Here is a 12,645-nt window from a genome sequence, read left to right on the forward strand (position 1 = left end):
GATTAGCAAAATTAGCCATAATATCCCTATCCCTCTATTCCCTTAAAGGCTGGTTGGGATGATTAAATTACTAAAAAATTCTACGTGCCCCAAGTTCCGTAGGACTGCCCTCAACTAGTAGGAAGCTTAAACGCTACGGCATATCGGCAACCAGTGTTTATACTGAAACTTTAAAGAAAAAATATAGTTATACAGTCCGTGGATTACCTGAGTCAGCCGGAAAAGCTGAATTTCTGGCTGACAGAGGCATTTAGGCTCTCCAGGGAATAAGTAAAAAGTTCATGAAGTTGTGATTGTAGTCACGCAGGTTTTGTCAAGTCCCAGAGTGACAGATCGGGTCATTGGCTCGGTGACTCATGGATGGTGCTCGGGTTCGCTGAAGGCAGGACAATCACCAGGCGACCAGACGGTGGGAGGGAATCCAGTTGCTGTAGAGGCAATCAACACAATCTGACCATCCGGTTGGGTGATCCAGCCTTGAGCCTCCACGATCGCGTCCGGTTGGGATGGTGACGTTTGCTGGTGGGGCGATCGTTGCGCCACGGTAGGCGGCAATGGTCGGAAGTCTTGCCAGGTTGAGATAGGATTCAGGATATCACCAGGAGCCGATGGCAACCCACCCCGACCCGTGATAATAAATTCTCCTTGCTTGGTGGCAAGATTACTCCCACCAGGAGCACAACTTTGAGTGACTAACTGAGAAGCATCCACCGGATTGTCGGGCAGATCTGCCAGTCCCTGGGTGGGATCCAGATTCGGCGTAGTAATGGAAACGATCCCAGCTACCCCAAACTCCGAACTGGCAGTAATGTCACTCAGGGGAGTAAGACGGGGACGAAACTGAATCCCAAAAATTCCCTGGGTGGCAATCTCCACCCTGCCGCCATTCCCTAGAAAGGCATTCGCGGTAATATCACTATTTTCCAAATCAGCCGCTACGATAAAGCCTGCTTGAATCTGAATGTTGCCCCCATTGCCCCCTGCCCCAATCGTGCCCGCCGTGGTTGAGATCTGACTTTGCCGTCGCATTAATAGGATTCCAGGGACTTGCAGAGCAATATTTCCCCCAGTATTACTAGCGGTTTCCGCCGAGATTCTGGCATTTCGATCTACTGTCAGTGAACCAGCCTGAATCTGAATATCACCGCCGATCCCGCTACCATCACTATCGACCGAAATCTCTGCCCGATCGCGGAGGAACAGTTGGTTGGGAGTAGCGATCGTAATTCTGCCCCCATTCCCGGAGGAACGGTTCGCGGTACTGGCAAACAGCCCACTATTTTTATCCTGCACCACAATTTTGTTTGCCGCCCGGATACTGAGATTACCCGCATCTCCCTGTCCACTGGTATTACTGCGAAGTTGCCCGCCGCCTGACAGAACTAATGAGTCTACATCTAGACTAATATCTCCGCCCCGCCCACTCACCGTTGCCCCACGGCTACCCGTTCTGGTTTCAGTCGTAGCACTAATGGCTGCTTGATTTGTGAGTGAGACTGTTCCTGCCTGGATCGTAATGGCTCCACCATTCCCTACGGCGGTTGAGAGAGCCGCACTGGTAATGCCACTGGGTCGCTCGGTACTACGAGCCACACCATCCAACACCAACACATCTGCCGCGATCGCCACATTCCCCGCATTGCCAATTCCCAGCGTTGCTGTCCGAATTTGGGCACCATTCGTCAGCGTTAGGGAGGGAGTCTGGATCCAAATATTCCCCCCCTGGCCAATGGCATCAGGTTGGACGGTACTGACAGCCCCCGTAGGCACAGTATCAACCAGGCGATCGACCGTTGCCTCATCCACGATCGCGCCATCAAACCGGATCAACTCACTGGCAACCAGAGTGATATTCCCCGCATTACCCTGTCCCAAAGTCGTTGCCACCAGTTGAGAAGCATTCCGAGCCGATAGCGATCGGGTGAACAGCGTCAGATTCCCAGCATTACCGACTCCACCCGCCAATACCAACGTCCCCATCTGACTGGTAGTGTTCAGCGTTCCAGCCAAGTTTTCCAGCACCACCGAATCCGCATTAACCGTGACATCCCCTGTATTTCCTAATCCCAGGTTCACGGCTAGAATCGACCCGTTGTTTTGAGTCAGCGATCGGGTGTTAACGGTAATCTTACCGCCATTGCCACTCGCACCCGGAAAGACTGCCGTATCTGCCTCACTGTTATCGATCGAAATCGTGTCTGCTGTTAAATTCAGATCACCGCCCTGGGCTGTACCGGCGGTTGCGGCTAGGAGGGTTCCGGCATTCCGGAGCGTCAGATTGCGAGCCGTCACACTCACATCTCCCCCCTTTGCCGTGGTCGAATCCGAGGTACTAATGCTCCAAACCGCAAAATTCTGGCGATCGCCCGCTCCGGTAATCGTCAGATCCGCGTCACTCTGGAGCGTAATCCGACCGCCCAATGCGCCAATTGCCTGAATGGCGGTGCCGCCTGCCGTCGCCGTTAAGTTAATATTCCCGGCTGCCAGCATGGTGACATTCCCGGCATCATCAAAGGCTGAGGTATCAACTAAGCCAGTGCCTGTAATCGTACTCCGACTATCGATCACTACAGCACCGCCTTGCATGTCGCTTGCTACAGTGATATCACTAATTTGAATCCCGTTGGGACTGTTGAGAGCAGAGTTGGGTTGATGGCGGTTGGAGAGATACACCAGACCGTTGGGTTGCGTGATGGTGATAGTGCCAACGGTGATATCTGCACTAGAGGGAGTACCAGCCAGGGTTAAACCCATTGGAGATGGTAGCCCGGTTAAACCGATCGGACTGTTAAATGCTGTTGTTCCCGCGCGGATATCTAAAGTGGGTTGGGTGCTGCCATCGATCGCGAGCGTTGTGCCATCCGACAGGGTAACGGTTTCCTGTAAAGAACTGGTGGCTGGAGCCGTCCCGTTAATCGTAATCGTCCCTGCCGTGACCGAGCCACCGGCCAGGATATGCAAGGAGCCACCCGTATAACTGGTAAAACTGACATCGCCACTAGCCCGAATGATCGGATCATCCCCACTACCCCAGTCGCCTGGACTACCATTGAGTTGCTCGACCCGAAAACTGCCACCTGTGGTGTAATGAGCATCCCCATTGATCGGATTTGCCGATCGCAAGACTATATCCCCCCTCGCAAACAAACCACTATTGGGATGGTTCAGGGCATACAGATCGATGCCGCGATCGCCCTGAATCAGTAATTGCCCTCCAGCGCTGGCTGTAAACGGTGTGGTTACGCTGTCCCGCACTTGCACAGTATCAGTCGCTTGCAGTGTCAGGTTTTGTCCGGCTTGGAGTGACCCTTGCAACAAGAGATTGCCGCCTGCCAGAGTCAAATCTTGTCCGACTGTCAGGTTGCCAGTATTGGTGATCGTGCCAGGGTTGCTACCGTACTGTAAGCCGGGACGAAGATTGATCGTCAGTAATGGCGCGGCTTGGGGATTGACGGCACTGAACTCTAGCCCCTGACCAAACACCAAGCGATCGGCGGTACTGGCAACAAAGGATCCGGCAATATCCAGGCGGGCATTTTGCCCAAACAGAATGCCATTGGGATTGAGCAGAAACAGATTGGCAACCCCGTCTACTCCGAGGGTTCCAAGAATATGGGAGGGATTGGTTCCTGTAACCCGCGTCAGAATATTTTCGATCCCAACCGGATTGGCAAAATAGACTCGCTGCAACTCCGCTACATTTAAATCCTGAAAGCTGTGAAACAGATTCACCCCTCGCTGCGCCCCACCCTCAATCCGATCGCCACGACTGCCCCGAATTAGCACATTTGGAGTCACGACGGACGGCTCATTGCCTAACGTGCGATCGGGAATCAGTTGAGCATGGGCGACCTCGATCGCGAAGGCTCCTATCAGGCAGCAATAGCTTACCAAACCCAACTGCCAGCCTACTCTCCCCCAGCATCGAGTCATGATGAATTCCTTTGTCCTTAAAATTTTCAGGAACAGACTAATTCCGTACACCCTGGCAATGGCACCATGCAGATGCCCCGGACGCTGAATATGCTCAGAATTTTTTCTTATTATGAAGATAAAAAGTATACCTGGATTACGCCTGAGAGAAGTTTAAGCTTTACTGAAATAATTCAATCTAAGGTTTAGATAACGGTTGCGATCGCTAGCAGGCATGACAGTACCAAAAAATAAGGGGAAGCGGTAAGCTTCCCCCTGGTGGTATTTGCTGATTGTGCGGCGATGGTGGTGATTGATCTTTGAGCTTTTGCCGTAGAGCTTGAAACTGTTTGCGGCGCTGGCGTTGGCGGGCAGACCCACCCTTACCTTTATCATTGCGCCCCTGTCGTCGAGGCGATTCCCAGCGTTTTAGCCGTTGTGCCATCTGAATTCTCCGAAACGTTGACTCACCTTATAGAATAGCAATCACTTGTTGTTGCTCAGATTCCGGATGTCCCCATCCTGAATTCTGGTTTTCCTCCCCTGTGTAATTTATGAGTTCGTTCTGGCAATCCCTGACTTTATCTACAATTGCCTTGCCTCAATGGGTCAGTGGCAGTTATTTGCATCGCCCGATCGGGATGTTGCGCCATTGGCGGCAAAGTAGCTGGCTGATGCAATGGGCAGACGAAATTGGCACCGTACTGATCATGCTGGTGTTTGGACTGGTTCCCTTTGCCAATAATGCCCTGATTGGACTTCTGATGGCAGCCACCGGAGCCTACTGGTTCCTGCTCACCCTATCCGATGAGGTCGGCTATGGGTCATGGTCGAGCAGTAGTGGCGATCGGCGTGCGGCTGGTGTCATGACTCCCATTCACTTGCTGGTGTTGCTGTATTGGGGGGTGGCGATCGTGGCAACTGCCATGTCTCCTGTCAAAGCCGCTGCCTTGAGTGGATTGCTCAAACTGACCCTTTACCTGTGTTTGTTTGTGCTGATGGCGCGGGTATTGCGATCGCCCCGCATCCGTAACTGGCTGCTGACCCTTTACCTGCATGTCACTTTGATTGTCAGTGTCTATGGGTTACAGCAATGGTTTTCCGGAACTCCTGCCTTAGCCACCTGGGTTGATCCAGAATCACCGTTATCTAAAACAACGCGGGTCTTTAGCTATCTGGGAAACCCGAATTTGCTGGCGGGGTATCTCGTACCGGCGGTGATCTTCAGTATTGGGGCGGTATTTGTTTGGCAACGCTGGCTTCCTAAAGCCCTGGCTATGACGATGGTATTGGTGAATGCTGCCTGCCTGGTCTTAACCTTTAGTCGTGGCGGCTGGATTGGCATGGTAGTGTCCCTGTTTGCCATGGGCATTCTGCTCGTGCATTGGTGGAGTATTTATCTACCTGGATTTTGGCAACGCTGGGCAATGCCGATCGTGGTTGGCAGTGCGGCGGCGGTGTTAGTGCTAGCTGTTCTGGTGGTTGACCCCCTGCGCGATCGCGTCTTTAGCATCTTTGCCGGACGGGGGGATAGCAGTAATAACTTTCGGATCAATGTCTGGGAATCAGTGATCGAAATGATTAAGGATCGCCCGGTGATTGGGATTGGTCCCGGCAATAGTGCCTTCAACAAAATCTACCCAATCTACCAACGCCCCAAATTTTCTGCCCTCAGTGCCTACTCGATTTACCTGGAAGTCTTAGTAGAAGCGGGCATTATTGGATTTACCTGTTTCCTCTGGTTGCTTCTGGTCACGTTTAATCTCGGTTGGAGTCAGTTGCAACGGCTGCGATCGCTCGGTGATCCGCAGGGGTTCTGGTTGATGGCAGCGATCGCGTCGTTAGTTGGCATGATGGGGCATGGCTTAGTGGATACGGTGCTGTACCGTCCCGAGGTCAATACTCTGTGGTGGTTCACGATCGCGTTGATTGCCAGCTTTTATCGTCCACCATCTGCCGCAGGTAGCCGTTAAACCATGTTTTAGCAGCCCTCCTTAACCACCTCAAGATCCAGATTTTGCCCCCCTAGCCCCCCAAATTTGGGGGGAATTAGAACCTTCAAAGTCCCCCAGCATTGGGGGATATAGGGGGCGAGACAGCCTTAACCATCAAACAGATACTTGTGTGTACACAGTATTTTAGGGAAAAAGGGTGGAGAGCGGAAAAATGCTCCTATGGTTAATGGGGTGAATGATCACATGCCAAGCGAATGATCTAAACAGCGACTAGAGGCTGTAGACGAGCTTGCAAATCTGCCGGAGCGATCGCCCCATGTTCGGTAATAATGGCGGCGATTAAGTGGGCTGGTGTGACATCAAACGCGGGATTGTAGAATTCAGCGCCTTCTGGACAAAGTATCGTGTCACCTACGGAGTAAACCTCACTGGGATGGCGTTCTTCGATCGGGATCTGACTACCATCCGTAATCGCAAAATCGATCGTGGATAACGGTGCTGCTACAAAGAACGGAATGTTGTGAGCTTTGGCAACCAGTGCCACGCTATAAGTGCCAATTTTATTGGCGGTATCGCCATTTGCCGCAATCCGATCGGCTCCTACCACCACCGCATCAATCATGCCGCGCTGCATACAGTGAGCCGCCATATTATCGGTAATCACTGTGACGGGAATCCCTTCCTGTACACATTCCCAGGCGGTTAGTTTTGCCCCTTGCAAACGCGGACGAGTTTCATCGGCAAATACCCGTTCTAACCGTCCGGCTGTCCATGCCGATCGCACGACTCCGAGGGCTGTCCCATACCCGGCGGTGGCTAAGGCTCCGGCATTACAGTGAGTCAGCAATCGCAGTTTTCCGGGCTGGCTAGGTAACACGGTTAAGCCATGATCGCCAATTTGCTGGCAGGTTCGCACATCATCGGTATTAATGGTTTGAGCCGTTTCTAACAGTACCGCTTTAATGTGATCAACCTCACCCGTGGTTTGATGAGCGGTTTTCAGCATCAGATCGATCGCCCAAAACAGATTCACCGCCGTAGGACGAGTTGCCCGTAGCCGCTTCGCCACTAATTCCAGTTGCGCCAGGAATTGCGTCCGATCGTGGGTCTGAATCTCTCGCGCTCCCAGGTACATACCATAGGCTGCTGCCACTCCAATTGCAGGCGCACCCCGGACAATCATGGTTTCGATCGCCGTTGCCATGTCTTCGGATTGGTGGATATCTACCACCTCATACTCATTCGGTAAACGGGTTTGGTCAATTAACAGGACGCGATCGTCCTTCCAGATCACGGGATATACCGGATTAGCAGCCATGAATTTTGCTTCGGGAGTCAACAGCACTCCTCATTCTACTAGTCCCCCTGGGGTCATTTGTCGCCGTAGGTCACGCAACATCTGACTACTACCCACTTGTAAGGCTTTAGCAATTAACTCAGGAACGAGGACAGAAATAGCCAGATGAGGAAATACTTGACTGACAGTTGATTCCTGGTATTGCCCGTTCTCCAGCAGATAAATCATCAGCTTGCCACTGTCATAAATCCAGACTTCGGGGACTTGTAGCAGTTCGTAAGCATCCAGAGTCGTTTTAGAGGTGACATCTGCTTCGATCGCCAGATCAGGCGGTGGATACACACTTAAATCCATCCGCAGACAATCCCGCACCGCCTCAGCATGAGCGATATAAAAACAGGTATCCGGTTCCAGTCCAACTTTTTTCGCTTTTTCTTTAAAAGTGGTAGAACCAAAGTCCTCCCAATCCCGTTCCTGGGCATCTAATAGCGTAGTGACAATAGCAGCAATCAGCCGATGAAACCGCTCGTAAGCCGGTAACGGTGACATAATCTCCAACACACCATTGCAGTATGCGATCCGAGTCCGACGGTCTTCTCCTAGTTCAGTCAGGATGGCTTCAAACTCCTCCCAACTCACCTCGGTGATCGTCACCATGCTGCCGGTCGCTAATTGCAAATTTTTAATCGGAATTTTGACTGGAGCGGCGATCGTCATAACAGCACAACTCTCCCTTACCGATAAGTCGGATTAGCCATAGCCTAACGCATCCCAAAATGAATGAATTGACCTATCCCAGCAACAGGAAAGTCGATCGTAGGGATGCTCCCGCGATCGACTTCTTAAGCTGATCAATTTAACGCAATTACTCAGGAGATCTCTGAGAAAGATCTTACCCCTGTACGGGTTTAGCATTCGGCAGATTATCTCTGACCGATTGCGAAGACTATTGACCGAATGCCAAACCCCTACAATTTGTGGAGATAAATTCTTCTGGAAATGGCTTTAAACATTGACAGCAGATGGTTGCTGGCTAAATAGCTTCAGAATCCGTTCTGCCATTTGCGGTGGCGTTAACCCCAGTTCGGACTTGGATTCGTTCGGTTCAGCATGATCCACCAAGATATCCGGAACGCCAATGCGAGTCACTGGCACAGTCACCTCCGCATCCAGCAGGGCTTCCGCGATCGCAGAGCCAAAGCCACCAGGGAGACAACCTTCTTCCAGCGTCACCACCCGACCGATCTTTTGAGCCAGAGGCAGAATCAATTCGGTGTCTAGCGGTTTGGCAAAGCGGGCATTGACTACCGTTGCCTCGATCCCATGTTCACTGAGGATTTCTGCCGTTTGCATCGCTGGATAAACCATTGAGCCATAACCCACCAGCAACACATCATCGCCCTGGCGGAGAATTTCCCCTTTCCCGATCGGCAACGGCTCCCAGCCTTCTTCCATTAAGGGTACTCCGTAACCATTGCCTCGGGGATAGCGCATGGCGATCGGACCTGTGTACTGAATTCCGGTGACGAGCATTTGTTGCAGTTCCGCTTCATCCTTGGGAGCCATCAGCACCATGTTGGGAATACAACGGAGATAGGAAATGTCATACATTCCCTGGTGCGTCGGTCCATCGGCACCCACAATCCCCGCCCGATCCATACAGAAGAATACAGGCAGATTTTGAATACAGACATCGTGAATAATCTGGTCAAATGCCCGTTGCAGGAAGGTGGAGTAAATCGTCGCTACGGGGCGCATACCCTCACAGGCTAAGCCTGCGGCTAGTGTTACCGCATGTTGCTCGGCAATCCCCACGTCAATGTACTGATTGGGCACCCGTTTTTGCAGAATGTCCAATCCCGTCCCCGTCGCCATTGCCGCCGTAATCCCAAGAATCCGAGGATCGTTTTCTGCCAACTTGCTCAAGGTCTCGCCAAACACCTTGGAATAGCTGGGTGGCTTGGGTTTGTTCGATGGAATGGCTTTGCCAGTAGCGAGATTAAACGGCGATTGGGCATGGTAGCCAACCTGGTCTTTTTCAGCTAGTTCGTAGCCTTTTCCTTTTACCGTTGCCACATGCACCAGCACTGGCCCTGGTTGTTTATGGGCTTGCTGGAAGGTAGCGATCAGTTCCTCCAGGTTGTGACCATCGATCGGTCCCATGTAGGTAAAGCCCAATTCTTCAAACACCGCCCCGACTTTGGGCACTGCTAACCGCTTCATCCCTTCCTTGACCCGACCCAATTCGGGAGCCAGAGAACCGCCGACAAAGGGCAGATGCTTAAACTGCTCCTCCAAATTCTCAGACAGGAATTGTACCGGTGGACTTAAGCGAAGTTTGTTCAGGTAACGGGGAATGGCTCCCACATTAGGAGAGATCGACATTTCGTTGTCATTCAGGACAACTAGCAAATTCGTTTTGGGTAGATGACCCGCGTGGTTAATGGCTTCCAACGCCATGCCACCTGTCAAGGCTCCATCCCCAATCACCGCCGCCACTTTGTATTTGTCCCCTTGCAGATCCCGCGCTAATGCCATGCCTAACGCTGCCGAAATACTGGTGGAGGCATGACCTGCACCGAAGTGATCAAACTTGCTTTCACAGCGCTTGAGATAGCCCGCAATGCCATCTTTTTGTCGCAAGGTATGAAAACGGGAGTAACGACCAGTCAACAACTTATGCGGATATGCCTGGTGTCCTACGTCCCACACGACTTTGTCGCGATCGAGATCCAGAGTGTGGTACAACGCAAGGGTCAGTTCTACCACCCCCAAACCAGGTCCGAGGTGACCACCAGATGCCGCGATCGTTTGCAAATGCTTCTCACGAATCTGGCGGGCAAGCTGCTGGAGTTGATGTATCGAAAGGTCGTGCAACTGGTTCGGGTGGGTAATTTCACTCAGATGCATACCGGGGTATCCTCTGGCTTATTGAAGTTTGCTTGTTTACTCTTACCAGAGTAGAGGATTAAGGGTCATGAATTCGGGTAAAGTGGTAGCATTTTTTATTTCGATTCTGAGTTAAAAATTAGGCTTTCTTTACAGAGAACCGCTTGCCAGCAACACCAACTCCTGCATTCCCTATGTAACATTTCTGGCTCAAATTATCACTGCCCTGGGAAATAGACAGGCTATAATCACTGCGCCGATGCCTGCCACACTGAAAGATATGCGAAGATAACGGCAGCATTATGGCTTCTGCCTGTCAGTGCAAGGTTTTACCATGTCATACCCATCATTCCCATTCTCAACCCTGATGAAATTTCTCCGACCGCTTTACTTCAGCCGAGGTCTGGCTGGGTTCAGCATCATGGCTGGTCTATTTGCCGTTACCTTCCCCCTAGACCCCGCGATCGCGAATGACTTTGACAGTTGCACCAACCGCCTAGTCGGGTTGCAAATTGCACCAGAAGCGGCGGCGGATGCCTGTTCCCGCGCCCTGAGACCCAATGACATTTCGGATTGTGTTAGCCGGATCAGTCGTAATTCACCGATCGCGGCGGGAGCAGCACTAGAAGCCTGTCGCCAAGTGAGACGACCTGTGGAGATGGCAAGGTGTGTGCTGGATGTGCGGGGACAAGTTTCAACGGCTCTGGATGATACTGTTTTGGATTACTGTCGGCGCAGCCTGTTGCCCGATCGCTATGCTAGCTGTGTCACAGGGGTCAGTAGAGGAGCAAAAATTGCGGCGGCTCCCGCCCTGGAAGCCTGTATTGATGCCTATGATTTCCCACGGGAAGTTGACCCCACGTTTATTCCTGTGAGTGCCATTCCACAACCGGTGATTACACCCGACCCAGTCACCCCACCCGTGGTTCAACCGATTCCATCCCCTCCCCCGCAGACCACTACGCCAACTCCACCATCAGGTCCGGCTGTACCCGCCTTGTGGTAGGTCAGGCACAGGAAGCAACTATCCATCGAAAGCCCCTCGCCCGCTCTGGGAGAGGGGTTGGGGTGAGGGCAATTTAAGTTTTGTCCGTTACTCAGCCATTGCTCTACTCATTCATTTCCTTATAGGTCGCCACGGCAGAAGGCGAAATGCGGTTGAGGTAGCGGAAAATCCAATACTTGAAGATCGTATCTAAAATCACCGGGAAGGTGGCGATAAACAGAAAAATAAAGGCATGGTTAGCCGGTAATCCCAAGTGTTTGGCAACGCCATCCAGTAACACTTCCCAACCGTGGGGAGAGTGAAAGCCGACAAACATATCGGTAAACAAAATAATAATAAAGGCTTTAGCACTGTCACTTAGCCCATACACCACATCATCCATAAAGGATTTGAGGGCTTCAATACCTCGGCGATTCGTCACAATGACGATCGCAAATGCAACGAGGGATATGGCATCAGCAAACACATTTTTGATCGCATTGGAACTCTGCCGACTATACACATCAGCGATTTCCCTTGCCTTTTCCTCTACTAACGTTTCCAGTTCTTCAGCCGCAATTCTAGGCGCTCGACCAATTAAGGCGTTAAATCGCAATCGTTCTTCAAAAATATGTAGTTCTCGCAGCGCTTCTTCTTCTAATTCATAGTTAATAAATGGTTCAGCAACTGCCGGATCTCTGACCCGATCGACAATTTGACTGATGAACACATTTTTAGCAATCTGTTGGGTTAATAACGGGACAATAATCAACAACAATAGAAACCGGATCGCGGTAGCTGTTTTATTTTTAGAACTCCGAAACGTTTGAACCACTTCCTGTTCGGAATTCGGATCTAGATCCCGTTTAATCCGATTCAAGGTGCCGAGAATTGATCGGGGCAATACACCCGTTTTATCCAACACCATTTCGCCACCGCCTTTCCGGGGCGTTCTTCCACCAGCGGCTGAACCCGGCACAAAGGTTTGTTGAGTCACTTTACCGTCTGAAGGCGGGTTATTGACCAGTCTGCCATTTTCATCCACTCCACTCACAGAATTGGGCGACGCGACTGGCACTAATGAGGTAGAAGAATTCGGAGTTTTATAGCGATCGATCACCTGATCAATAAACTTCAATTTTTCTAAGATCTCCTCAATTTGCTCCCGAGTTCTAGCCGGATAGGAACCCGATCGCACACTGGCAGAAAAATCAGTCAGATTAAAAAAGAACCGACTTGCCCTGAATTCGCTTAACCGCAACTCAGCAATCTTCAAGTAATTTCTTAAATCCGCTTGAAAACATGCCAGGGTATTTTGGCTGTAGCGCGTTGAATTTGTAGTGATTTTGCTCCCCTCAAAATGCTCATCTTCGATCGCCCGAATCATTAAAGCCGCATCGTAAGCTTGATCTAAGGCACGTTCTGGGGTGTCTTCATACCACCGTTTCGCGTTTTGAATATATTGATTCAAGGTTGTAAAGAGAGATGTTCTCATGACACATGCCAACCGCAATAAGTCCGAATTTAATAACCAGAGAACTGAATAGAGCTAAATTCTGAAGCGATCGTAGCCAGAGGCGAGGCTAATGCAACATTTCTAACCATCA

8 protein-coding genes are annotated in these 12,645 nt (G+C 51.2%); 2 read left to right on the forward strand and 6 right to left on the reverse strand.

Annotated elements, in window-relative coordinates; all coding sequences use genetic code 11:
* Positions 1-354: 354 nt before the first annotated feature.
* Both ACN4EK_RS17665 and ACN4EK_RS17670 read right to left on the reverse strand, forming a co-directional pair.
* Positions 355-3,933 (reverse strand): two-partner secretion domain-containing protein, encoded by a 3,579-nt coding sequence (locus tag ACN4EK_RS17665; protein ID WP_431659387.1) that lies wholly within the window; start codon positions 3,931-3,933, stop codon positions 355-357.
* A 205-nt stretch (positions 3,934-4,138) separates the two neighbouring features.
* The gene (locus ACN4EK_RS17670; protein WP_431659388.1) at positions 4,139-4,357 is read right to left on the reverse strand and encodes a hypothetical protein; all 219 of its coding nucleotides are present in this window, start codon (positions 4,355-4,357) and stop codon (positions 4,139-4,141) included.
* A 109-nt stretch (positions 4,358-4,466) separates the two neighbouring features.
* Between ACN4EK_RS17670 and ACN4EK_RS17675 the strand changes: the two genes are divergently transcribed.
* A complete protein-coding gene (locus tag ACN4EK_RS17675; RefSeq protein ID WP_431659389.1) occupies positions 4,467-5,885 on the forward strand; it encodes an IctB family putative bicarbonate transporter in 1,419 nt (472 codons plus the stop codon).
* Positions 5,886-6,126: 241 nt separating this feature from the next.
* Here the strand turns inward: ACN4EK_RS17675 and mtnA are convergent, their stop codons facing one another.
* From mtnA to dxs, 3 genes are all read right to left on the reverse strand, one after another.
* Positions 6,127-7,185: an S-methyl-5-thioribose-1-phosphate isomerase gene (mtnA, locus tag ACN4EK_RS17680; RefSeq protein ID WP_431659390.1), complete on the reverse strand. Its 1,059-nt coding sequence runs from the start codon at positions 7,183-7,185 to the stop codon at positions 6,127-6,129.
* Between the two features lie 30 nt (positions 7,186-7,215).
* Positions 7,216-7,881 (reverse strand): Uma2 family endonuclease, encoded by a 666-nt coding sequence (locus tag ACN4EK_RS17685; RefSeq protein WP_431659391.1) that lies wholly within the window; start codon positions 7,879-7,881, stop codon positions 7,216-7,218.
* A gap of 288 nt (positions 7,882-8,169) precedes the next feature.
* A complete protein-coding gene (gene dxs, locus ACN4EK_RS17690) occupies positions 8,170-10,074 on the reverse strand; it encodes a 1-deoxy-D-xylulose-5-phosphate synthase (protein WP_431659392.1) in 1,905 nt (634 codons plus the stop codon).
* 313 nt (positions 10,075-10,387) lie between these two features.
* Between dxs and ACN4EK_RS17695 the strand changes: the two genes are divergently transcribed.
* Positions 10,388-11,059 (forward strand): hypothetical protein, encoded by a 672-nt coding sequence (locus tag ACN4EK_RS17695; protein ID WP_431659393.1) that lies wholly within the window; start codon positions 10,388-10,390, stop codon positions 11,057-11,059.
* A 103-nt stretch (positions 11,060-11,162) separates the two neighbouring features.
* Here the strand turns inward: ACN4EK_RS17695 and ACN4EK_RS17700 are convergent, their stop codons facing one another.
* A complete protein-coding gene (locus tag ACN4EK_RS17700; RefSeq protein ID WP_431659394.1) occupies positions 11,163-12,533 on the reverse strand; it encodes a proton extrusion protein PcxA in 1,371 nt (456 codons plus the stop codon).
* Between the last annotated feature and the right edge of the window lie 112 nt (positions 12,534-12,645).

The organism is Pantanalinema rosaneae CENA516 (genome assembly GCF_050753385.1).
Taxonomy (GTDB): Bacteria; Cyanobacteriota; Cyanobacteriia; order Leptolyngbyales; family Leptolyngbyaceae; genus Pantanalinema; species Pantanalinema rosaneae.

Excerpts from the sequence above, each read along its gene's own strand:
- ACN4EK_RS17665 (WP_431659387.1), bottom strand. The coding sequence starts at position 3,933 with ATGACTCGATGCTGGGGGAGAGTAGGCTGGCAGTTGGGTTTGGTAAGC.
- ACN4EK_RS17670 (WP_431659388.1), bottom strand. The coding sequence starts at position 4,357 with ATGGCACAACGGCTAAAACGCTGGGAATCGCCTCGACGACAGGGGCGC.
- ACN4EK_RS17675 (WP_431659389.1), top strand. The coding sequence starts at position 4,467 with ATGAGTTCGTTCTGGCAATCCCTGACTTTATCTACAATTGCCTTGCCT.
- mtnA (WP_431659390.1), bottom strand. The coding sequence starts at position 7,185 with ATGGCTGCTAATCCGGTATATCCCGTGATCTGGAAGGACGATCGCGTC.
- ACN4EK_RS17685 (WP_431659391.1), bottom strand. The coding sequence starts at position 7,881 with ATGACGATCGCCGCTCCAGTCAAAATTCCGATTAAAAATTTGCAATTA.
- dxs (WP_431659392.1), bottom strand. The coding sequence starts at position 10,074 with ATGCATCTGAGTGAAATTACCCACCCGAACCAGTTGCACGACCTTTCG.
- ACN4EK_RS17695 (WP_431659393.1), top strand. The coding sequence starts at position 10,388 with ATGTCATACCCATCATTCCCATTCTCAACCCTGATGAAATTTCTCCGA.
- ACN4EK_RS17700 (WP_431659394.1), bottom strand. The coding sequence starts at position 12,533 with ATGAGAACATCTCTCTTTACAACCTTGAATCAATATATTCAAAACGCG.